This is a genomic window from Halobellus rufus, from assembly GCF_000739575.1.
In the GTDB taxonomy this organism is placed as follows: Archaea; Halobacteriota; Halobacteria; order Halobacteriales; family Haloferacaceae; genus Haloquadratum; species Haloquadratum rufum.
In genome coordinates this window covers 161,624-183,542 of sequence record NZ_BBJO01000003.1, presented here as the reverse complement: position 1 = coordinate 183,542, position 21,919 = coordinate 161,624, and the positions used below count along the sequence as shown (strand labels likewise).

The 21,919-nt window shown below is 66.9% G+C and carries 22 protein-coding genes and 1 pseudogene; 15 read left to right on the top strand and 8 right to left on the bottom strand.

The window, feature by feature from the left end:
- Positions 1 to 148: 148 nt before the first annotated feature.
- The gene (infB, locus tag ACP99_RS02755; protein WP_049985123.1) at positions 149 to 1,963 is read right to left on the bottom strand and encodes a translation initiation factor IF-2; all 1,815 of its coding nucleotides are present in this window, start codon (positions 1,961 to 1,963) and stop codon (positions 149 to 151) included.
- Positions 1,964 to 2,212: 249 nt separating this feature from the next.
- Here infB and ACP99_RS02750 point away from each other — a divergent pair, with 249 nt between their 5' ends.
- Both ACP99_RS02750 and ACP99_RS02745 read left to right on the top strand, forming a co-directional pair.
- Entirely contained in the window at positions 2,213 to 2,467 is a 255-nt protein-coding gene (locus tag ACP99_RS02750) for a PRC-barrel domain-containing protein (protein WP_049985122.1), read from the top strand.
- Positions 2,468 to 2,482: 15 nt separating this feature from the next.
- Positions 2,483 to 2,941 (top strand): NOB1 family endonuclease, encoded by a 459-nt coding sequence (locus tag ACP99_RS02745; RefSeq protein ID WP_049985121.1) that lies wholly within the window; start codon positions 2,483 to 2,485, stop codon positions 2,939 to 2,941.
- 114 nt (positions 2,942 to 3,055) lie between these two features.
- Here ACP99_RS02745 and ACP99_RS02740 read toward each other — a convergent pair whose 3' ends face one another.
- Entirely contained in the window at positions 3,056 to 3,802 is a 747-nt protein-coding gene (locus ACP99_RS02740; RefSeq protein ID WP_049985120.1) for a CPBP family intramembrane glutamic endopeptidase, read from the bottom strand.
- Between the two features lie 106 nt (positions 3,803 to 3,908).
- Here ACP99_RS02740 and ACP99_RS02735 point away from each other — a divergent pair, with 106 nt between their 5' ends.
- Positions 3,909 to 4,313 carry a DUF6276 family protein gene (locus ACP99_RS02735; protein WP_049985119.1) on the top strand — a complete coding sequence of 135 codons (405 nt, stop codon included), beginning with the start codon at positions 3,909 to 3,911 and terminating at the stop codon, positions 4,311 to 4,313.
- A 508-nt stretch (positions 4,314 to 4,821) separates the two neighbouring features.
- On the opposite strand, the gene prf1 is transcribed toward ACP99_RS02735, so the two are convergent.
- Positions 4,822 to 6,072, bottom strand: a complete 1,251-nt coding sequence (gene prf1 / locus ACP99_RS02730) for a peptide chain release factor aRF-1 (RefSeq protein WP_049985118.1) — start codon at positions 6,070 to 6,072, stop codon at positions 4,822 to 4,824.
- 162 nt (positions 6,073 to 6,234) lie between these two features.
- On the opposite strand from prf1, the gene minD reads away from it, so the two are divergent.
- Together minD and ACP99_RS20350 are read left to right on the top strand one after the other, a co-directional pair.
- A complete protein-coding gene (minD, locus tag ACP99_RS02725) occupies positions 6,235 to 7,707 on the top strand; it encodes a cell division ATPase MinD (RefSeq protein WP_049985117.1) in 1,473 nt (490 codons plus the stop codon).
- A gap of 54 nt (positions 7,708 to 7,761) precedes the next feature.
- Entirely contained in the window at positions 7,762 to 7,902 is a 141-nt protein-coding gene (locus tag ACP99_RS20350; protein WP_197052336.1) for a hypothetical protein, read from the top strand.
- 36 nt (positions 7,903 to 7,938) lie between these two features.
- Here ACP99_RS20350 and argS read toward each other — a convergent pair whose 3' ends face one another.
- Entirely contained in the window at positions 7,939 to 9,693 is a 1,755-nt protein-coding gene (gene argS / locus ACP99_RS02720) for an arginine--tRNA ligase (protein WP_049985116.1), read from the bottom strand.
- 268 nt (positions 9,694 to 9,961) lie between these two features.
- On the opposite strand from argS, the gene ACP99_RS02715 reads away from it, so the two are divergent.
- The 3 genes from ACP99_RS02715 (at position 9,962) to ACP99_RS02705 (ending at position 12,483) form a co-directional block, all read left to right on the top strand.
- Complete coding sequence (locus ACP99_RS02715) at positions 9,962 to 10,672, top strand: DUF120 domain-containing protein (RefSeq protein ID WP_049985115.1); 711 nt, start codon at positions 9,962 to 9,964, stop codon at positions 10,670 to 10,672.
- The gene (gene ribB / locus ACP99_RS02710; protein WP_049985114.1) at positions 10,669 to 11,445 is read left to right on the top strand and encodes a 3,4-dihydroxy-2-butanone-4-phosphate synthase; all 777 of its coding nucleotides are present in this window, start codon (positions 10,669 to 10,671) and stop codon (positions 11,443 to 11,445) included. Before ACP99_RS02715 ends, ribB begins: the two co-directional genes overlap by 4 nt.
- Positions 11,446 to 11,553: 108 nt before the next feature.
- A complete protein-coding gene (locus ACP99_RS02705) occupies positions 11,554 to 12,483 on the top strand; it encodes a branched-chain amino acid transaminase (RefSeq protein ID WP_049985113.1) in 930 nt (309 codons plus the stop codon).
- 131 nt (positions 12,484 to 12,614) lie between these two features.
- Here ACP99_RS02705 and ACP99_RS02700 read toward each other — a convergent pair whose 3' ends face one another.
- Together ACP99_RS02700 and ACP99_RS02695 are read right to left on the bottom strand one after the other, a co-directional pair.
- Positions 12,615 to 12,836 (bottom strand): hypothetical protein, encoded by a 222-nt coding sequence (locus ACP99_RS02700; protein ID WP_049985112.1) that lies wholly within the window; start codon positions 12,834 to 12,836, stop codon positions 12,615 to 12,617.
- 1 nt (position 12,837) lies between these two features.
- Positions 12,838 to 13,425 carry a DUF502 domain-containing protein gene (locus ACP99_RS02695; protein ID WP_049985111.1) on the bottom strand — a complete coding sequence of 196 codons (588 nt, stop codon included), beginning with the start codon at positions 13,423 to 13,425 and terminating at the stop codon, positions 12,838 to 12,840.
- 120 nt (positions 13,426 to 13,545) lie between these two features.
- Between ACP99_RS02695 and ACP99_RS02690 the strand changes: the two genes are divergently transcribed.
- The 6 genes from ACP99_RS02690 (at position 13,546) to ACP99_RS02665 (ending at position 19,063) form a co-directional block, all read left to right on the top strand.
- Positions 13,546 to 14,088 (top strand): CDP-2,3-bis-(O-geranylgeranyl)-sn-glycerol synthase, encoded by a 543-nt coding sequence (locus tag ACP99_RS02690; RefSeq protein ID WP_049985110.1) that lies wholly within the window; start codon positions 13,546 to 13,548, stop codon positions 14,086 to 14,088.
- 214 nt (positions 14,089 to 14,302) lie between these two features.
- Positions 14,303 to 14,827 (top strand): orotate phosphoribosyltransferase, encoded by a 525-nt coding sequence (gene pyrE, locus ACP99_RS02685; RefSeq protein ID WP_049985109.1) that lies wholly within the window; start codon positions 14,303 to 14,305, stop codon positions 14,825 to 14,827.
- A gap of 168 nt (positions 14,828 to 14,995) precedes the next feature.
- A complete protein-coding gene (locus tag ACP99_RS02680; protein ID WP_049985108.1) occupies positions 14,996 to 15,715 on the top strand; it encodes a phosphoribosyltransferase family protein in 720 nt (239 codons plus the stop codon).
- A gap of 108 nt (positions 15,716 to 15,823) precedes the next feature.
- Positions 15,824 to 17,212 (top strand): NCS2 family permease, encoded by a 1,389-nt coding sequence (locus ACP99_RS02675; RefSeq protein WP_049985107.1) that lies wholly within the window; start codon positions 15,824 to 15,826, stop codon positions 17,210 to 17,212.
- Positions 17,213 to 17,315: 103 nt separating this feature from the next.
- Positions 17,316 to 18,710 carry an aryl-sulfate sulfotransferase gene (locus ACP99_RS02670; protein WP_049985191.1) on the top strand — a complete coding sequence of 465 codons (1,395 nt, stop codon included), beginning with the start codon at positions 17,316 to 17,318 and terminating at the stop codon, positions 18,708 to 18,710.
- A 95-nt stretch (positions 18,711 to 18,805) separates the two neighbouring features.
- Positions 18,806 to 19,063: a glutathione S-transferase N-terminal domain-containing protein gene (locus tag ACP99_RS02665; RefSeq protein ID WP_049985106.1), complete on the top strand. Its 258-nt coding sequence runs from the start codon at positions 18,806 to 18,808 to the stop codon at positions 19,061 to 19,063.
- A gap of 102 nt (positions 19,064 to 19,165) precedes the next feature.
- Here the strand turns inward: ACP99_RS02665 and ACP99_RS02660 are convergent.
- Positions 19,166 to 20,142 (bottom strand): annotated as a pseudogene (locus ACP99_RS02660) (transcriptional regulator).
- 73 nt (positions 20,143 to 20,215) lie between these two features.
- Positions 20,216 to 20,521 (bottom strand): putative quinol monooxygenase, encoded by a 306-nt coding sequence (locus tag ACP99_RS02655; protein ID WP_049985105.1) that lies wholly within the window; start codon positions 20,519 to 20,521, stop codon positions 20,216 to 20,218.
- Between the two features lie 101 nt (positions 20,522 to 20,622).
- Between ACP99_RS02655 and ACP99_RS02650 the strand changes: the two genes are divergently transcribed.
- Positions 20,623 to 21,900, top strand: coding sequence for a tRNA(Ile)(2)-agmatinylcytidine synthase (locus ACP99_RS02650; protein ID WP_049985104.1), 1,278 nt, complete (start codon positions 20,623 to 20,625; stop codon positions 21,898 to 21,900).
- The last annotated feature ends 19 nt before the right edge of the window (positions 21,901 to 21,919 follow it).

The window sequence follows — 21,919 nt, the reverse complement described above, 5'->3', positions numbered from 1 at the left end:
TATCTTCGATTGTAAAACTTACTCCGGACACCAGTACGCGTTCGCTCGAAGCGCGGGAGAATATGCGAAGAAAATACGCAAATAATATCGGAATACGACATACGCTGGTGGCCAGTTAGCGAAACGGTGGGCCGTGAGAACGCGCCAGCTACTTGCCCCAGAAGGGATCGCGCTTGCGGTGCTTGTCGAGATAGCTCGTCAGCGCCTCCAGTTCGTCGGCGGGGATGTCGTCCGACAGCTCCTGTTCGAGGATCTTCGCGTGTTTCTCGGGCAGATCGATCCACAGTTCGTCGCCCTCGTCGATCTGGCGACCCACGGTCGGGCCGTCGATGGCGACGGAGACGCGCGTTCCGGCGCGGGCCTCCGAGACGTCCTCGCCCTGCTCTTGGATGCCCGAGAGCTGTCCCACGCGCGTCGTCTCGTTGCCCTCCCACTTCACGACGTTCTGGTTGTTCTTGAGAGTCCCAGAGAGCACCTCGACGCCGACGACCGCCGGGTCCGACTGCCGGAAGACGTGATCCTCCAGAATGCGGAAGCGACACGGCCGGACGATCTTGTCGAGGACGGTCTCCTGCTGGGCGCGCTCGATCGCCTCGACGTGGCCCTCGTACTCCTCGATCAGTTGGTAGATGACGTCGTCGTCGAACAGTTTCACGTCGCTCTCGTCGAGTTCGCGCTCGGCGTTCGGCAGCACGTCGACGTTGAAGCCCAAGATCACGCGGTGTTTGTCCTCGTTGGCGGTCGAGGCGACGGCGACGTCCCGCGGGGCGACGTCGCCGACCTCCGCGCGGAGGATCGGGACCTCGGCCTCCCGCAGCGCGTTCGCCATCGCTTCGAGGCTCCCGAGCGTGTCGGCCTTGACGACGACGCCCTCCTCCTCGGTGGTGACCTGGATCTCGGCGAGTTCGGACTCGACCTCCTCGATCACGTCTTCCAGATCGCGGTCGCGGACGACGCGGATCGGCGCGCCCGCCATCGCGTCGTCGAGTTCGGGGGCGGCGATCTTGATCCCCGCCGCGGCGCGGACCTCCTCGACCTTGTCGAAGCGTTTCTCGACCCTGATTTCGGCGTTCGGGCGCGGTTGCAAGAGCGCCCGCACCTCCGTCACGATGGGGCCGTCGATCCCGCCGACGACGATTTTGTCGTCCGCGCGGACGCTGCCGTCGTAGAGGACGACGTCGACGGTCGCGCCGAAGCCGCGCTCGTCTTTGACCTCCAGCACCGTTCCCGCGCCGGGGCCGGTGACGTTGACGGCCATCTGCTCTTTCATGTACCGCTGGGAGAGGCCCATCAGCACGGCCAGCAGGTCGGGAACGCCCTCGCTCGTGATCGCAGACAGCGGGACGACGCCGACGTTCTTCGTGAAGTTCTGGACGCGCCAGTACAGATCGGCGGAAAAGCCCTCGTCGGAGAGGTCGCCGATGATCCGATAGAGGTTCTCGTCCAGCCGGTTACGGGCGCTCTGCGATTGCTCCTCGTAGGTCGCCTGGATGGGCATCCCCTCGTTGGGGTTCCACCCCGGCGTCGTGTCGATCTTGTTGGCGGCGACGACGAACGGGGTCCCCGTCCGCTGGAGGATTTCGAGCGCCTCGATCGTCTGCGGCTGGAAGCCGTCGTTGACGTCGACGACGACGACCGCGATGTCGGCGAGCGCGCCGCCCCTGGACCGAAGCGTGGTGAAGGAGTGGTGCCCGGGCGTGTCGATGAACAGCAGGCCGGGCAGGTCGAAGTCCGTCGGGTCGACGAGGTCGCCGGCCATCTCCGAGACCGTTTCTAGCGGCACCGCGGTCGCGCCGATGTGCTGGGTGATCGCCCCCGCCTCGCCCTCGCTGACGGCGGAGCCGCGGATCGTGTCGAGCAGCGTCGTCTTGCCGTGGTCGACGTGGCCGAGGACGGCGACGATCGGCGTCCGCAGTGCGTCCGGTTCGGCTGTCGAGGCGGCGTCGGCGTCGGTGTCAGACATAGAGAATCACCCCGGAGAAATTCCTTACCGTAACCCACTGCTGGACTGTAGTTAAGTCCATCGTCATCCACGGACGACGCCGATCACGTGGGTCGCTGTCGCCCCGCGAACGGACCCCATTCGGGGAGTGCTGTCCGGGGCGGAGCGCTTCCAGCGCGTCGGTCGCGCCGTCGCCGGCCGCTCGTCCGAACCGAACGTTCGATGCGTCGGCCCGTGGCGTTTATGTAACAAGACGCAGTAGCGTGGGGTATGCCGGACGAACTCGCGGAGGACCTCTCCGGGAAGGGCGTGATGGGATCGAACGGCGCCCAACTCGGGGAACTGTACAACGTCGAAATGAACCTCAAAACGGGGGCGATAAGCGACCTGCTGGTCTCTCCCTACGAGGACACCAACCCGAACCAACACGGCTTCGAGACGGACACCGACGAGCACGAGCAGATCATCCGCATCCCCGTCTCGCACGTACAAGACGTCAGAGACTACATCGTCGTCCAACCGTAACCTAAGCACTGTCCGATGCAGATTCTCGATTCTTCGGCGTTCATCCACGAGTACCACACTACAGACGACATCGCGTCGATCCCGATGGTCCGCGAGGAACTGGAGGGCGAGGCGTCGTACCGCTACGACGCCGACGAGGGCTCCGGGATGCACATTCACATCCCGGCGGCGGGCACCGTCGAGAAGATCCAGCGCGCCGCACGCGAGACCGGCGACGCGGAGACGCTCTCGGAGACCGACGTGCGGCTGCTAGCCGCCGCCTTCGAACTCGACGCGGTGCTCGTCACCGACGACTACGCGATGCAGAACGTCGCCGACCACGTCGACATCGACGTGAAGATCATCGCCCGGGAGGGCATCTCCGAGAAGCGCGAGTGGACGTTCCAGTGTCAGGGCTGCGGTCGCGAGTTCGACGACCACCGCGATCGCTGCCCGATCTGCGGCACGGAGCTGGCGCGGAAGAACCCCGCCTGAATTCGCGCCGTTCGGAAGTTCACACAGACACACAGCGACCGTACGAGGCGTGCGGTCGGCCGAGCGTTTTGTTACAGCGCGGTAGCCGTTCGACCCGGCGTACGACGCGTCGACTCAGCCGACCAGCCCGGTCGTCGTGGCGTAGAGCACGACGAACTGCGCGGTGTTGAACAGGCCGTGGACGACCGCCGGGACGACGATGTTCTCGCTCTTCTCGTAGACGACGCCGAGCGTCCCCCCGAGGACGAGGATCATCCCGAGCGTGACGAACAGACCGTCGCCGCTGTACGAGGAGAGGTGTACGGCCGCGAATATCGCGCTCGCGGCGACGACGGCGATCCGGGTGCCGTAGGCGCGGCGGAACAGCCCTTGGACGATCCCGCGGAAGATCAGCTCTTCTGCCGGCCCGACGAGGAGGATCGTCACCGGGATCAGATACAGGAAGTAGACCGGCTGGCCGCTGCCCTGCTGGGCGATCACGCTGTCCGCTCCTTCCCGACCCAGCGCGCTGAGGATCGCCGACGAACCGACGTACAGCGCGAGCAGTGCAGCGAATCCGATCGCCAGCCACTTCAGATCGCCGCGGGTCGGGCGGCGAACCGGGACGAGGTCCAACTGGTCGGTGACGGCGAGGTAACCGACGCCGGCGACACCGAAGCCGACGAACTGGAAGGCGCTCCGGAGCGCGAGGCCGAGCGCGCTCTCGCGGGCGATCCCCGCGGCGTCCAACAGCGGGTAGCCGAGCGAGACGGCGATCGACGCGAGGAGGACGACGAGCGCGACGACGACGAACGTGCCGCCGAGCGCGCGGAGGTGCGTCCGCGGGTCGGCGATCGACGAGGAACGGGCGTCGGATGCCATTGCTGGGCGGCGCTACGGTTTCGGCGCGAATAGGGGTACCGATACGAGCAGCGAGGGGATCTCCCGTCCCGGGACGCCTTTGGGGGCCGTCGGCGTATCGCCGCGTATGCAGACGCACTGCCCGCACTGCGAAGTGCCGCTGGTCGCCGTCTCCGTCCCCGAGAAACTCCGAGCGCACGCCCCCGAGAACGCTGCCGCCGTCGGGAGTTGCCCGCGCTGTCTGCGGGTCCTCGCGCTCGATTCGGCTGCCGCTCCGGCGGAACCGTCGACGGCGTCGCTCCCGCCGGCGGTTCCCGACGGCGATGGCGGCGTCGCGCTCCTCCTGCTGCTCGGAAAGCTCGATTCGCTCGCGCTGAACCGCGCGGCGATCCAGTCGCTGCTCGAATCCGCGGAGTCGGCCGGGACGGACGTCTTCCTCGCGATCGATCGGCTCGCGGCCGACGACGCGGTCGACGCCCACGTCGACCTCGCGCGTCGAAAGCGACAGCTCGAATCGCTGCTCGACTACTGATCAGCTGGAAGTGTGTAAAGCGAACAGTGTGTTTTAGTGATAGTTAACCCGAATCGATCAAGACAGCCACCTTTTTGCTGACTCGGGTGCGCTTCCGGCGCACCGCTCGTTGCAAAAAGCTGGACCAAAAAGCGTCCGACTCCGCCGCCTCCGGCGGCTCCGTCGGTGAACCGCTCGCTCCGCTCGCGGATGCTCAATCCGCACGCCCAGTTATGCAGCTATTCCGTCCCGAATGACCTTGGAATTACGTTTGAGGAACCACTCAGGACGGCGAGAGCTATCGGGCAATCGTCGGAGCTGTTCTCCGGCGACCGAGTGGCTCGAAGAGCCCGGAAGGTCGCCGGGTGACTCCCCTCAGTCGTCCCCCGAGCCTTTGCTCGCTACCGCTCGCAAAGACGCCGGTTCACTCGCCGAAGGCGAGGCCCAGAGCCGACCGAAGGGGGGGCTCGCAGGCTTTTGGTGCAGATTTTACCAGCGAGCCGAAGGCGAGCGCAGTAAACGGTGCGTTCTAGACGCCCGTCGAGTACCGCAGGATCCCGGCGATCCCGCCGAAGGCGTCGTAGAGCTGTTCGCCCTTCTCGAAGTCCGTCGAGATGAACTTCGTCTCCGTGCCGCGCTGTTCGGCGATTCCCATCAGGTACTCGATCACGTCCTCGCGGTCGACCTTCTCGGCCTCCTCGCCGCACTCGGTGCAGGTGTGTCCGGGATCGCCGTGCCGGCGGTCGACGACCTCGTACTCCTCGTGGCCGTTCGGACACTCGTAGATCACGACGTCCGAGCGGAGGTCCTCCGAGAGCAGCAGTCGGTCGACCGACCCCATCATCAGGTTCTGCCGCGTCGGGCCGAACCCGTAGGTCGCCTCCTCGCCGGTGTGCAGTTTCTTGAAGAACTCCTCCATCTCGGATTTGTCCTTCATCACCTCCTGGTCGGCGAGGACCTCCTGCGCGGCGTCGACGAGGTCGTGCAAGCCGGACTCGTCGGTGTAGGAGACGTCGAACTTCCCGACGACGAGGTCCTGAAGCTCGTGGTGGAGGTAGTCGCCGTCGAGGAACTCGTCTTTCGTCGGCGAGGGGCCGCCCACGAGGATGCCGTCCATCTCGTGGCGCTTCGGGACGAACAGGTCGTCGGCCATCCCGGCGACCTCCTGATAGAAGTTGTCGATCGCTTCGAGTCGGAGGCGGGCGAACCGCTGGGCGGACTGGCCACCCTTCCGCTGCTTGCCGGGGACCAGCGACGAGGCGGACTTGACGGGCTCGACGCGCTTGCCCTTCAGCCAGCCGACGTTCGCCTCGCGGCGGTCGAGGACGATGAGGCCGAACAGCCCCTTGTCCGTCAGCATGTCCTCCAAGGGCTCGGTGAGGAAGTCCGAGTCGCAGTGGTAGCGGAACGACTGGATCGGCTCCGGCGGGCTCTCCAGTGCGCGCGTGACCATCTCGGTCTGGCCGCCGCCGGAGTTGACCGCGCCCGAGAAGAGCACGATGCCGTTGTCCGGCGGGAACGTGTCGTAGTAGCGGAGCCGGTCCTTGATCGACGTCAGCGCGTCCTGCACGTTCGTCCGGGTCTGCTTGGACTTGATGTTGGACGCCTCCGAGTGCTCCTGGGTGACGTGGGCCACGACGTCGGAGATCTGCTTGTCCGGGGGGATGTAGATCGTGACGAGCTGCGTGCCGGAACCCTCGTACTCCTTGAGCTCCTCGATGACCTTCCGGAACTCGTACTTCCGACGGTCCTCGTTCACCTCGTCGGCGTCGGTACTCATTACCCGTACTAGCCGCTCCAGCCGGTAAGTAACCTGCGACTACGGGCGGCACGCTTCGCTGGCGGCCACTCCGAGCGGTCGTCGCCGCACGCGCCAGTTATCAAAACGGGCGATTCGCCGGACAGATTTATAAGCTCAACGCGGGAGTCACGGAATGAACCTATGGGTCGTGTCTACGCAGTCGTCAGTGCGAAGGGGGGTGTCGGCAAGACGACGACGGCGGCGAACCTCGCCGCCGCGTTGGCCGCCGGGGGATCGAGCGTCGCCGTCGTCGACGGCGATCTGGGGATGGCGAACCTCGCGAGCGCCCTCGGCGTCTCGCTGGGGGACGCCACGCTCCACGACGTCCTCGCCGGCGAGGCCGACGTCGAGGAATCGATTCACGAGGGGCCGCACGCGATGGCCGTCGTCCCCGGATCGCCCGACCTCGACGCGTTCTCGCGGGCCGAGCCGGACGAACTGGAGTCGGTGCTCGACTCCCTCGGCGAGGAGTACGAGTACGTCGTCCTCGACACCGGCGCGGGGCTCAGCAACGACACCGTGGTCCCGATGACCTTCGTCGACGAGGTGCTGCTCGTCTCGACGCCGACGCGCGACTCCCTCGGCGACACCGACAAGACGCGGCAGGTCGCCGGCCGCCTCGGCGTCAGCGTCGCGGGCGTGGCGCTGAACCGCGCCGACCGCGAGACGCTCGATCCCGACGTCGTCAGCGACCACCTCGACGCGGAGATCCTCCAGATCATCCCGGAGGCGACCGCGATCTCGGAGGCCGGTGACGCCGGTGAACCGCTGACGACCTTCGCACCCGGTAGCGACGCGGCCTCGGCGTATCGATCGCTCGCGGCGGCGCTGACCGGGGACGAGGCGCTCGCCGACGAACGCGACGAAACCGGGAGCGTCGAGGGAGCGGACGAGGAGGCGGAGTCTGATGGAGACGACGCCGAGAGCGTCGAAGAACCCGATTCCCGCGACGCCGACGACGAGGGCGGGGAAGACAGCGACGACGATGATCGCGACGTCGCCGACGAAGACAGTGAAGACAGCGACGGCGAGGACCGCGCAGACGACGATGACGACGCCGCGAGCGACTCGGAGGCGAACGATGACGAGATCCTCGTCGCCGGTGCCCACGAGGAGGACGGTTCGGAGGACAGCAGCGATCCACTGGCCGAATACGACGTCGGAGCGGATCCCGTCACCGACGAGACGGCTGACGCTGATGCGGCAGACGACGGCAGTTCTCCGGACGACCTCGACGCAGAGAGCGAGGCCGACGAGGGCGAACCCACGGAGGAGGAGTCGGACCCGCTGATCGAACCGGCGAGTCCGGAGGAACTCACGGGCGGCAGTGACGGCTCGGATGCGGATCCCGACAGCGGCGTCTACACGACGTCGCTGTCCGATGACGTCGATGGAGTCGAGGACGCCGAAGGCGGCTCAGCGGAGGAGTCGGTGGTCGACGACGCGTCCGGGACTGCCGACGACGAGACGATCGAAGACGCCGAGGACGCTGACAGCGAGTCTGGCGGTGGCGACGACGAGGAGACGAACAGTTCTGCTGACGACGACAGCGAGGGTGGCGACGATGACGACGGCGGAAAGAAGAAGGGTCTCTTCGGTCGGTTCTTCGGATAGCCTCGGCGCGCTGAAGCGGGAACTTCTTTTATGCGGGTGCGGTGAGTCGTCGATATGGCAGAAACTGATTCGCGCGTTCCGTTCTGGTGGCTCGTCCTGTTCCTCGCGCTGGCGCTCGGTGCCGGCGTCGCAACCGTGTTCGCGGTCGGCGGGGATCTGACGGGGATGCTCGCGCCGCTGAGCGTCGCGCTGTAATCGGCCCAACGGGCTCGACGCCGTCGAGACCGGCTCTCACATCGATTCGGGTGCCTCGATGCCGACCGCGTCCAGCGCGTTCGCGACGGTGTGTCGCGACGCCTCGACCAGTGCGAGGCGCGCCGCGGCGACCTCGTCGTCCTCCGCGTTGAGCACCGAGCACTCCCGGTAGAAGGTGTTGAACGTCTCGGCGAACTCGCGGGCGAACGTCGCGACGACGTGGGGTTCGAGGTCCTCGGCGGCCTCCTCGATCACCGCGGGGAACCGCGCGACGTCGGCGAGCAGTTCGCGCTCGGCGTCGGTGTCCAGAAGCGAGACGTCCATCTGGGGTTCGATGCCCGCGGCGGCGGCCTCGCCCTCGATGCCGCAACAGCGCGCGTGGACGTACTGGACGTAGGGCGCGGACTGCGCCTCGAAGTCGAGCGCGCGCTCCCACTCGAAGGTGATCCCCTTCGTGGGCTGTTTCGAGACGATGTCGTAGCGGACCGCGCCGATGCCGACCTGGTGGGCGATCCGCTCGATGTCCTCGTCGCTCAGTTCGTCGTTTCTGATGCGCGAGTCGAGTCGGTCTTCGACCTCCTCGCGGGCGCGGCGGATCGACTCGTCGAGCAGGTCGTCGAGGTCGACGCCGGTGCCCTCCCGGGTCGACATCCCGCCCTCGGGGAGGTTGACCCACGAGTAGAACGTCTGCCGGAGTTTTTCGGTGTCGTTGCCGAGGACTTCCAGCGCGGCTTCGAGCTGTTCGGCCTGCAGTTTGTGGTCCTCTCCGAGGACGGTCACCGCCTCGTCGTAGTTCTCGAACTTCCACTCGTGGTGGGCGAGGTCGCGCGTCGTGTACAGCGTGGTGTCGTCAGAGCGGAGGAACACGAGGTTCTTCTCCAATCCGAATTCGGAGAGATCGAGCTGCCAGGCGTCCTCCTCGTAGACGGCGTGGTCGGACTCCTTCAGCCGCTCGACGACGTCGTCGGCGGAGCCGTCGCGGATGAACTGCGTCTCCTTCACGAAGCGGTCGAACTCCGCCGGCAGCCGTTCCAGCGAGGCTCTCATCCCGCCGAGGACCTGATCGACGACGACGGCGACGCGCTCGAACGTCTCCTCGTTTCCGGCTTCGAGGCCCTGCATAATTTCGGCGATCTCCGCTTCCGCCGCCTCGACGGCGTCGCCCTCGGCGTTCTCCAAGAAGTCGTTGCCCTTCCGGTAGTACCGCACGAGGTCGTAGTCCGCGCGGTCGCGCTCCGGCTCCGGCAGGTCCGACTCGTCGAACGTCTCGTAGGCCCACGTGAAGACGGCCACCTGCCGCCCGGCGTCGTTGACGTAGTAGTGTCTTTCGACGTCGTTGCCGGCGTAATCGAGCACTCGGGCGACCGCGTCGCCGAAGATCGGGTTGCGCGCGCGGCCGACGTGGACCGGCCCGGTCGGGTTCGCGCTCGTGTGCTCGACGACGACGGACTTCCCCGTCGGCGGGAGCGTGCCGTAGTCCGCTCGCTGCCCCGCATCGAGCGTGTCGGCGTAGTAGGCCTCGGAGACGTAGAAGTTCACGTACGGCCCCTGCGTGTCGACGCGGCCGACGTACTCGCAACCGTCGATCTCGATCGCGTCGGCGACGTCCTGTGCGACCGCCGGGGGCGCGGCACCGACCTCCCCGGCGAGGCGGAACGCGACGCTCGACGCCAGCGTCGCCGGAACGTCCTCCGGCGGTTCCTCGACTCCGAGGTCGTCGGTCGGCAGGTCGAGGGCGTCGAGCGCCGCTTCGACCGCGTCCTCGACCTCCGATCGGAAGGATCTGAACATACTCGCCGTTCAGCCACCGCGGCTAAAGGCCTTTCCGAACGGCGTTGGCCGCTCTGTCGGGGACCGTTCTCGGGATGCCCCGCCGCCGGTATCGACGCCTTTAGGAGCGATCGAGCACAACATCGTGACACGACCCAAAATCGAGAAGTCGGTCCGGGAACCGACGAGCGGAAATGAACGGCGCTTCTTTTTCCCACTCCACTATCTCATTTCTGGAATACATTCCAAAGCCGTTATACTTAACACGCACGGAACCAAACGTCGGACAATGTCAGAATCGGCAGTCTCCGCCGTCGGCCACGACGAGTTGGCGGCGCTGAAGTTCGTCGCGCTCGAGGGCGCGATCTCGGCTCCCGTCAAGATCTCCTGTTCGGCGCTCGCCGACCGCCTCGACGCGTCGAACCAGACGGCCTCGCGTCGGCTCCAGCGGCTCGAAGAGGCCGGCCACGTCGAGCGCGACGTCGTCGCGGACGGACAGTGGGTCTCGCTGACCGAGTCGGGCGAGGCCGCGCTGCACCGCGAGTACGCGCACTACCGACGCATCTTCGACGGCAGCGATCCATCGACGGTCGAACTCGACGGCACCGTCACGAGCGGGATGGGCGAGGGCCGACACTACATCTCGCTGTCGGGATATATGGAACAGTTCGCCGAACGACTCGGCTACGAGCCCTTCCCCGGCACGCTCAACGTCGACCTCGACGAGGAGAGCGTCCGGTCCCGATCCGCCGTCTCGTCGCTCTCGGGCGTGCCGATCGACGGCTGGGAGGACGACGAGCGGACGTTCGGTCCAGCGACGTGCTACGCCGCGACGGTCGAATACGACGGCGAGACCGCCGAGACCGCCCACATCATCGTCCCCGAGCGCACGCACCACGACGAGACGCAGTTGGAGATCATCGCCCCGGTCAAGCTCCGGGACGCCTTGGGTCTCGAAGACGGCGACACGGTGACCGTCGAGGTGGAGGCGACGCGATGACGCGAACGACCACCGACGTCGCGCCCGAGAGCGCTCGCGAGACGGAGCAGGAGGGGGACCGGACCGCCGAACACCGCGATGCCGGGGACGCTGGCGGGCGAGCCGCCGACCGGGCCGTCGACCGCGCGCTCGCTGCGTTCCGACGCGGCGAACCGGTCCTGATCCACGACGCCGCCGACCGCGAGGGCGAGACGGACATCGTCTACCCCGCGAACGCGGTCGACGCTGCAGCCGTCGCGCGACTGCGCCGCGACGCCGGCGGACTCGTCTGTACGGCGGTCTCCGACGCCGTCGCCGACGCCGTCGGACTCCCGTTCCTCGAAGACGAACTCGATCACCCCGCGGCGGCCGATCACGACCTCGCCTACGACGACCGCTCGTCGTTCTCGCTGCCGGTGAACCACCGCGAGACGTTCACGGGCATCACCGACGACGACCGCGCGCTGACGATCCGCCGACTCGGCGAGGCCGCTTCCCGCGCTGCGACTTCCCACGAGAGCTACGACGCCGAGACGTTCGCCGACGAGTTCCGGACGCCCGGACACGTCCACGTGCTCCGCGGCGCACCCGACCTGTTGGACGACCGCCGCGGTCACACCGAACTGGGGCTGGCGCTCGCGGACGCCGCCGACCTCCCGCCCGCGGTCGTCGTCTGCGAGATGCTCGACGCCGACACCGGCGGCGCTCGGACGCCGACCGACGCGGCGGCGTACGCCCGCGAGCACGATCTCGTCTACGTCGAGGGTGCGGACCTCATCGACCGACTCGGGTAACGACTGAGCCGATCGACCACTGAGACAGCACTCGTCTACGGTACTCGCCCTCTATCCCGCCTCGGCGGTCCTGTATGGTTTTATATCCCGGGGAGTAAACCACGGGATATGGGATTCGACGAGATGGACGTCGACACGATCTGGCAGGACGGTTCGTTCGTCGACTGGGACGACGCGACGGTTCACGTTCTCACGCACGGTCTTCACTACGGCTCGGGCATCTTCGAGGGCGTTCGCTGTTACGACACCGAGAACGGCCCGGCGATCTTCCGCTGGGAGGAGCACCTCGAACGGTTCTACCAGTCGGGCGACCCCTATGATATGGAGATTCCGTACTCCCGCGAGGAACTCACCGAGGCGACGCTCGAACTGCTCCGACGCGAGGAACTGGAGTCCTGTTACATCCGCCCGGTCGCGTTCTACGGTTACGGCTCCCTCGGCGTCAGCCCGAAGGACAACCCGGTCAACGTCGCGATCGCGGCGTGGCCGTGGGGCGCGTACCTCGGCGAGGAGGCGCTCGAACGCGGCGTCGAGGTGATGATCTCCTCGTGGCGCAAGCACGCCTCCAGTCAGATTCCGACGAACGCGAAGACGACCGGCCTGTACGTCAACTCGCTGCTCGCCGGCGAGGAGGCCCGCCGCAACGGCTACACCGAGGCGATCGTCCTGAACAAGGAGGGCAACGTCGCCGAGGGGCCCGGCGAGAACATCTTCCTCGTCCGCGACGGCGAGATCTACACGCCCGGTCTCTCCGAGAGCATCCTCGACGGCATCACGCGCAACACCGTGATCGAACTCGCCCGCGAGCGCGGCTACACCGTCCACGATCAGGCCAGCATCTCCCGCGGCGAACTCAACACCGCCGACGAACTGTTCTTCTCCGGGACGGCCGCGGAGGTCACGCCGATCCGGAAGGTCGACAACGTCGTCATCGGCGACGGCTCCCGCGGCCCCGTGACGGAGGAACTCCAGCAGGCGTTCTTCGACCTCGTCGAGCGGCGGACCGACGACCACGACGAGTGGTTCACGTATCTCTAGGAACCCACCTTTTTCCGCCTCGGGTTCGCTACGCGAACCGCTCGGCGCAAAAATCTGGACCAAAAATGCCGCTCGGCTCGCGAACGCGAGCCTCGCGGTACAACCTTCGGAAACCTGCACGGCACCGCTGGCTATTCTGATTCTGAGACGGGTTCGCTCCCACCGTTTCCGGCCACTACCGCGGCTTCGACGCCGGTGAACAGCCCGTGGGCCGCGAGGAACGCTCCGGCGAGAAAGAGCGCGCTGTACGCGAGTTGCAGGCCGACGACGAACACCTCTACCGCCTGTCCGTATCCGAGGAGGGCGACTGCGAGGCCGAACGCGACTTTCGATGCGTGGTAGACGTAGCGCATCTCACTCGTCTGCGCGGGCGTCGATGTCGATGGGGGCCGTCTGTTCGTTCTCGCCGAATCCGGCCGACAAAACCCGGGTGAGCGCCTCTTCGACGCTCTCGTCCGTCTCGGTGATGTCCTCGGGATCGACTTCCATCACGAACCCCGTGGTGATGTTCGGCGCGGTGGGCATAAACAGGACCACGCGGCCGTCGTCGGTCGTCTTGCCGGTCTTGAACGCCGTCATCCGCATCCCGTTCCACGGTTCGATCTTCACCGGCTTCTGGAGGTCGTCGGTGCCGGACACCGCCGTCTCGACGGCGAGTTTCGAGGCGTTGTAGAGCACGCGGATCAGCGGAACCCGGTTCATCGCCGCGTCGAGGTACGTCTCGAACAGCCGTCCGACGGTCGTCCGCATCAGATAGCCGATCGAGAGCACGAGCATGATGAAGACGACGACCGCGACGACGAACCCCAGCGGCTCGTCCAGCCGTCGGATCACCGGCAGGTCGACGATCCGTGAGTACAGGTAGTTGAGGACCAACAGAATGACGAGAATCGGCGTCAGGACGACCAATCCGCTCGCGAAATCGCGCCTCCAGGAGGACATTCTCAGTAGATACGTCTCACTGGGGGGTTAAAGTGACTGGTGTCGAGTGTGCCCATCACGCGCCCACGCTGCACGTCAGAACCGGGGGACCTTTTGCACTCGCCACCGCAGCCGACACCGATGCTCGTTGACCTCGTCGCCGTCGCGTTCTGGACGATGCTGCCCGCGTACGTTCCGAACAACGCCGCCGTCCTCGCCGGCGGCGGCGCGCCGATCGACGGCGGCCGAACGATGGGCGGTCGGCGGCTCCTCGGCGACGGCAAGACCTGGCGCGGAACCGCCGTTGGAACAGCCGTCGGCGTCGTCCTCGCGCTCGCGCTCAACGCCGTCGCTGCAGAGGTCGGCAGCGCCGCAGGCGTCGATCTGCCGACGTTCCCGCTGGCCGCGGCGTTCGGCTTGGCATTCGGCGCGATGCTCGGCGACGTTGCGGCGTCGTTCCTCAAGCGCCGGACGGGTCGCGAGCGCGGCGCGGCCTTCCCGGTCGTCGATCAACTGGACTTCGTCGCGGGCGCGCTCGTCTGTACCGCGATCCTCGATTACGGGTGGTTCGCGGAGACGTTCACGCTCCCGGTGATTGCGGTCGTCGTCGTGCTCACGCCGGTGCTGCACGTCCTCACCAACGCCGTCGCGTACCTGCTCGGGCTGAAAGACGAGCCGTATTAGACCCACCTTTTTCCGCCTCGGGTTCGCTACGCGAACCGCTCGGCGCAAAAATCTGGACCAAAAATGCCGCTCGGCTCGCGAACGCGAGCCTCGCGGTAGAACTGCTGGTGGACCGCTCCCGCTTCCGCCTCGCCCCTGCCTCCGCTCGCGCCTCCGCCTCTACTCTCGCCCCGAATCGTCCCGTTTAAGCGCCCCGCCCGCGCGTTCACACCCAATGGCCAACGACGAACTGATCGCGGCGCTGCGCGCCGCCGACGCCGTCCGCTTCGGCGAGTTCGAGCTCTCCCACGGCGGGACCTCCGAGTACTACGTCGACAAGTACCTCTTCGAGACCGATCCGCACTGCCTCCGGCTGATCGCGGAGGCGTTCGCCGGTCGCTTGGACGGCGAAAAGCTCGCGGGAGTCGCCCTCGGTGCGGTGCCGCTGGTCGCCGTCACGAGCGTCGAGACCGACACGCCCTACGTCATCGCGCGAAAGCAGGCGAAGGAGTACGGCACGGGCAACCGGATCGAAGGCCGACTCTCGGAGGGCGAGGAAGTCGTCGTCCTCGAAGACATCGCCACCACCGGGAAAAGCGCGCTCGACGCCGTCGAGGCGCTGCGCGAGGCCGGTGCGGTCGTCGACCGCGTGCTCGTCGTCGTCGACAGGCAGGAGGGCGCACGAGAGCGACTCGCCGAGGCGGACGTCGAACTCGACGCGCTCGTCACGGCGGAGGACCTCCTCGAAGACGACGCCTAGCGACAGTCTACAGGACGGCCGGGCCCGTTCGGATCTGGCACGCGCGATCGACGTCTCCTCACATCTCGTTCTGTCGCCGTCGCTCGGGGCGACAATCCACGTTCGTGGTGGTTCTCTCGTGAATGCAGATCGATATATTCATACTTACGCAACCTCGCATACCCTCATATGAACAGAGCGGAGAAAGCTGCCCTCCAGCTACAGTCTGTCGCGGTTCTGCGGATGCTCAAAGAGACGCGGACGTACGACGAACTCGCGGAGCTCACCGGGCTCCCGGCGGGCGACCTCAACCGGTACGTCAACGGTCACGTCCTCCCCGGCACCGAGCGCGCCCGCGAGGTCGTAGAGGGCGTCGGCCGCGAGGCGCTGGCCGCGGAACTCCGCGCCCGCGTCGAGTTCGACGACGAGGGCTACGTCGACAACTCTGCGATCGTCTTCGATCAGTCCTTCTTGGACCTCGTCGCGCCCGCCGCCGCCAACGCGCTCGGCTTCGAGCGCCCGGACGTCGTGCTGACGGCGGCGACCGACGGCATCACCCTCGGCGCGGCGATGGCGAGCTACTTCGACGCCCGCGTCGCGTACGCGAAGAAGTCGAAGGAGACGGCCGTCGAGGAGTTCATCGAATCGCGCCAGCGCCTCGCCTCCGGCATCGAACTGACCTACTACCTCCCGCGGCGGGCGCTCTCCGGCGGCGAGAACGTCCTCATCGTCGACGACCTCATCCGCTCGGGCGAGACCCAAGAGCTGCTCCTCGACATCGCGATGCAGGCGGAGGCGAACGTGTCGGGCGTCTTCGCGCTGATCGCGGTCGGCGACGAGGGGATCGATCGGGCCCGCGAACTCACGGACGCGCCGGTCGGTGCGCTCACGACCTTCGACGACGACTGAAATTCTCACGCGGCTGACGCCCTCGGCGACGCCTCGGTGGCCGACCTCGTTTCAACTGACGATAGAAATACTTATCCGGTGAATCCGTGCTATGCTCAGACGTGCATTATGGGGATCAGTGAATCCGTCTCAGACTACTTCGATGTGCAAGAACACGGATCATCAGTCCGGACCGAACTCCTCGCCGGACTGACAACCTTCCTGACGATGTCCTACATCGTCGTCGTCAATCCGGCCATCCTGATGGGCGCGATATCCATCGAGGGCTACTCGGAGGGGCAGATCATGTCGATGCTCGCCATCGTTACGATCATCGCCGCGGCCGTGGCGACGTTCATCATGGCCGTCTACGCGAACAGACCGTTCGCGCAGGCTCCGGGACTCGGGCTCAACGCGTTCTTCGCGATCACGGTCGTCGGCGTCCTCGGCGTACCGTGGCAGACCGCACTCGCTGCCGTCGTCGTCGAGGGGATCGTGTTCATCCTGCTCACGGCGATCGGCGCGCGCGAGTACGTGATCAACCTCTTCCCCGAACCCGTGAAGTTCGCGGTCGGGACGGGTATCGGACTGTTTCTCGCGATCATCGGGCTGCAAGCGATGGGGATCGTCGTCGACGACCCCGCGACGCTCGTCGGTCTCGGTGCAGTCGCCGCCGATCCGGTCGCGATCGTCTCCGTATTCGGACTCTTCCTGACGCTCGCGCTCTACGCCCGCGGCGTCCCCGGTTCGATCATCATCGGGATCGTCGCGACGACGGTGATCGGGTGGCTCGCGACGGCCTTCGGTCCGGTCGCGGCCGACGCCGGTCTCGTCGCCGGCGGAATGTCGGCCACCTACGACATCACGCCGTTAGCCGGGGCGTTCCTCTCGGGCTTCGGCAACGTCGAGGCGTTCTCCTTCGCGCTCATCGTCTTCACGTTCTTCTTCGTGGACTTCTTCGACACGGCGGGGACGCTCGTCGGCGTCGGACAGGCGGGCAACTTCCTCGACGAGAACGGCGACCTCCCCGACATCGACAAGCCGCTGATGGCCGACGCCGTCGGCACGACCGTCGGCGGGATGCTCGGGACCTCGACGGTGACGACCTACATCGAGTCCGCGACGGGCGTCGAGGAGGGCGGTCGGACCGGTCTGACCGCGCTCACCGTCGCCGCGCTGTTCGTCGCGTCGCTCGCGATCGTCCCGCTCGCGACGGCGATTCCGCAGTACGCCTCCCACATCGCGCTCGTCGTCATCGGCGTCGTGATGATTCAGAACGTCGTCGACATCGACTGGAGCGACCTGACGAACGTGATCCCCGCCGGATTGACGATCCTCGTGATGCCCTTCACGTACTCGATCGCGTACGGCATCGCCGCGGGCATCGTCTCCTACCCCGTCATCAAACTCGCCGCGGGCGAGCGCGAGGACGTCCGCATCGGCCACTGGATGCTCGCCGGGGCGTTCGTCGTCTACTTCGTCGTCCGGACCGGCGGCGTGCTCGCCGCGCAGGTGTAGCGCCGCCCGGCGTCCCATTCGATTCGGCTTCCGAGCGTCCCACTCGGTTCGGTTTATTCGAGAGACCGAAAGAGATTCACCGACTACCCCGCGAGTGCAGTACGTGAACGTCCCCTCGCTCTCGCGGACCTCCGCCGTTCGGCTCCTCGTCTTCTTGGTGATCGTCTCGCTGCTCGCGCCCGCTGCGGTCTCGGCGCTGACCTACGACCCCGCCGAGCAGACGGACCTCGAACGCGGAACCATCACGAGCCCCGCGAACAACTCGACCGTCATCAGCGCGCAGGGGTACACCTTCCAGGGGAACACGAACCCGAAAAAGCCCGCGCGCTTGGTCTCGGTCGACGAGCGCGGTAACCTCGAGTGGACGCACGACGACAGAGTCGGCGGCGACGCGTGGTTCTTCGACGTCGACCCGATGCCGAACGGGAACCTGCTCGTCTCCTCGCCGCGGGCGGGTGACACGCTCGTCTTCGAGCTCGACCCGGACACCCAGGAGCGCGTCTGGGAGCAGCGATTCGATATGACCGACACCCACGACGTCGCGTATCTGGGCGACGACCGCATCGCGATCGCGAACATGCGACAGTGGAACGAATCGGCCGACAGAAGCGACGACCGTGTCGTCGTCTACAACCGCTCGACCGAGGAGTTCACCTGGGAGTGGTACTTCCGGAACCACTACCCACCGAGCACCGACGGCGGCTACAGCGAGGACTGGACCCACGTCAACGACGTCGACCACATCGGCGAGGACCGACTGCTGCTGTCGCCGCGGAACTTCGATCAGGCGATCGTCGTCGATATGGAGACGAAGGAGATCGTCGAGCGTCTCGGCAGCGACGACGACTACTCGGTGATGCGCGAGCAGCACAACCCCGACTGGTTGCGCAGCGAGAACGGCACGCCGACGATCCTCGTCGCCGACAGCGAGAACAACCGGGTCGTCGAGTACGCCAAGGAGGACGGCGAGTGGGTCCGCACGTGGGAGGTCGGCTCGGAGTCGCTCAACTGGCCGCGGGACGCCGACCGCCTCCCCAACGGCAACACCCTCGTCACCGACACGCTGAACCACCGCGTGATGGAGATCACGCCGACCGGCGAAGTCGTCTGGGAGTACTACGCGACGTGGGGGCCCTACGACGCAGAGCGGATGGGAACCGGGCCGGAGTCGTCGGGACCGACGATCCGAGATATGAACGCCAGCGGGAGTTACGCGATCACCGGCAGCGCGAACCTCACCGCCGGTGGCGAAGGCGGCGTCGGCTTCGACGGCCGGATCCGCGCGACGTTCGCCGACACGCCCCTCGAGGGCCCGATGAACGAGTTCGCGACGCGCTGGGCGCACGTGACGCCGTGGCTCCGACCCGTCTGGATGTCGGGGTGGGACTTCGTCTGGGCGATCGGTGCCGTCCTCGTCGGATTCGGCTGGGCGATCGGCGAACTGGTCGCCGGCCGCCGTAAGATCGCCGCCGGAGTTCGCCGTCTCGCCGATCGGTGACGGCCGTCGCGCTGAGCGGCCTCTGGATCACCTCTGTGCGTTCTGCGCGCACTCGACCACGTGTCTCTTTACGTCGGCGTTCCTATCCGGACGTGATGTCTAATCTGGTGCTTTACGAACTCGACGGCTGTCCGTACTGTGCGAAAGTCACGAGCAAACTGGAGGAACTCGGCCTGGAGTACGAGTCGGTGAAGGTCCCCTCCGCACACAGCGAGCGGACGGAAGTCGAGGAGGTCAGCGGACAGACCGGCGTTCCGGTCCTCGTCGACGAGGACAACGGAGTCGAGGGGATGTCCGAGAGCGACGACATCGTCGCGTACCTCGAAGAGACGTACGGCAACGCGGCGAACTGAACGGGCGACGGCGGACGCTTTTTTCGACGCGAGGAAGCCGCCGTCCAGTCGCGTATTCACTCTAACGGCGATTCGAGCTAGGCTAAATTAAGGACCGCTGAGCTACGCTTCCGTCGGCTCCTGCGAGCGGTCGCGGATGAGATCGCGGATCTCGTCGGGGTCGTCGATGCCGGCGAGCTCCTCACAGCTCACGAGCGCGGTCCCCTCGACGGCCTCGCGCTTCGACTGTCCCTCGGTGAAGTACACCGATCGGGTCTGCGTGACTTCGCCGAGCGAGGACATGATCCGCGCGCGCTTTTCGGCGCTGCGGGTGAACTGCGAGTGGCCGGTGAGCATCGGCATGAAGTCGCGACGGCGTTCGTCGTCCTCGCTGACCGCTTTGAACGGCGCGCGGGCGGTCGGGTGGACGGTGAAGCCGGCTCGGGTGAGCACGTGGACGACGTGTTCGTCCCCGGATTCGGGATCCGGATCGTCCGGCGTCGGCTCCGCGTCGCGGACCTCCTCGGCCCCCTCCATCACCTCGACGGGGCTGGAGAACGGCTGATCGAACATCTCTTCGAGTTGGATCGCGACGTCGATGCTCGCGTTCATCCCGTCCTCGTACTTCGAGACGGTGCGCCGGGAGACGCCGAGCTCCGTCGCCAGTTGGCCGAGGCTCCAGCCGCGTTCGCGGCGTTCGTCGGAAGGAGGTCGCCGTCGATGTTGACGTAGAGTCCGCCCGGCGCGGCGTAGATCAGCGGTGGCACGCCCTCGACGAACAGGTCCATCGCGGTGTCGGGGTTGAGAACCGGCACGCCGTGGCGGAAGTAGACGACGCCCGGTTTCAGGTCCTCGTCGCGGGTCCGTAGGCCGACGACCATCGGCGTCGCGTCGAGGTACGTCCCCAACCGTCGCATCTCCTCGCCGGTCGTTCCGTCGAACGCGTCGATGTTACCCAAGACCTTCAGCAGCACGAGGTCCTCGCCCCGCCGCGCGGCGACGTCGAAACTCTTCGGTCGGATCGCACAGCGCTCGCTGACGAGGAACCCGGCGTCCTCCAGCATCGCCGTGATGTTTCCGACTAACGCCGACCGAGACATAGGCGGACATAGGGGATTCAGGCCATATATGCGTTGTGCCGCGAGAACCGCCCGCGTCCGGTGATTTTGCCGGTTACAGGTCGAGTTCGGTCGCAGACTCGACCTCGAACTGCGTCACTGTGGGTTCGCCCGCCAGGAGTTCAGGCAGGCGGTCCTCGAACGCCTGAAAGTGCGCCGAGGCCGCGTGTGCCTCGAAGGCCGCTTCGTCCTCGTACTGCTCGAAGAAGCGGAGCACGGTGTCGTCTTCGACGTCTATCGCCGCCCGGTACTCGATCGTTCCCGCCTCCTCGTTGGACTCCTCGACGAGCGTCGACGCGAGGTCGAGCGCTTCGTCTCGGTGCTCCGGATCGATCGGAAAACTCGCGTGGAGTACGATCATCGACCGGTTGGTGTCTCTGTACCGACAAATACTCTGTGCAAGCTCCGGGTCGTCGCCGCGTCCCGAAAGCCGTTAGCCGACGCGTCGCCAACTCGCGGGCGATGACCGTCATCGGCCTCGACGACACCGACTCCCGCGAGCGCGGGATGTGCACGACGTACCTCGCGGCGCGGCTCGCCGAGCGTGTCGTCGCCGAAGGCGGGACGATCGATCGACGCCTCCTCGTCCGGCTCAACCCGGCTGTCGAGTACAAGACCCGCGGCAACGCCGCCCTCGCGCTGCACACCGACCTCGATCCCGACCGGGCGCTGGAGCTCGCCGCCGCGGAGTTGGAACCGCTCGCCGAGACCGACGATCCCCGGACGAGCCCCGGTGTCGTCGTCGCCGGCGACGCGCCGGAGGCGGTGCCGGACGCCGTCGCGGACTTCACGCGCCGCGCGATCCGCGAACTGCTCGACCCCGCCGAGGCGCTCGCCGTCCTCGACGCCGCCGGGTACCGTCACCGCGGCTGGGAGGGCGGTCGAGGGCGGATCGGCGCGCTCGCCGCCGTCGGCGCGTGGGCCGCCCTCGAGGAGTGGACGTACGAACGCATCTCCTATCGGGCGTTCGAGCGCTGTGGGACGCCCCGTGACGTCGACGAGGCGTCTGTCTTCGAGGAGGCAGAGCGGTTCTACCCCGACGCGTGGGACACCGTCGACCGCGTCGAGCGGCAGGCGGTCTGCGTCCCCAACGCCCCCGGGCCGATCCTCTATGGGATCCGCGGCGACGAGGCCGACGCCGTATCCGATCTCGCGGACCGGATCGAGAGCGAGCCGACCGAGCGCTCTGCGACGTTCCTGACGAACCAGGGGACCGACGCGCACCTCGCCGACGGCCGGATCGGCGACCTGCGCGACGGTCGCGCCTACCGGGTCGACGGCACCGTCGCCTCCGACCCCGAAACGCGGCGCGGCGGCCACGTCTTCTTCGAGTTCGAGGGTCCGGCCGGATCCGACGCCCGCGTCGACTGCGTCGCCTTCGAGCCGACGAAGCGGTTCCGCGACCGCGTCCGCGCGCTCCGCGTCGGCGACGACCTCACCGTCTGCGGAGAGGTGACCGACGGGACGCTCAAACTGGAGAAGTTCGCCGTCCGCGCGCTTCGGCGCACCGCGGAGACGAACCCGACGTGCCCCTCGTGCGGCCGTTCGATGGCCAGCGCCGGGCGCGATCAGGGCTATCGCTGTCGCGACTGCGGGACGTCGGCGGCGGAACCCGCGACCGTCCCGCTCGACCGCGACCTCGAACGCGGCTGGTACGAGGTGCCGCCCTGCGCCCGTCGGCACATCGCGAAACCGCTGGTCCGCGGCGGCTTCGACGCGCCAGTTCACCCCGAACGGTGAGCGGACCGGGGATTTCCCG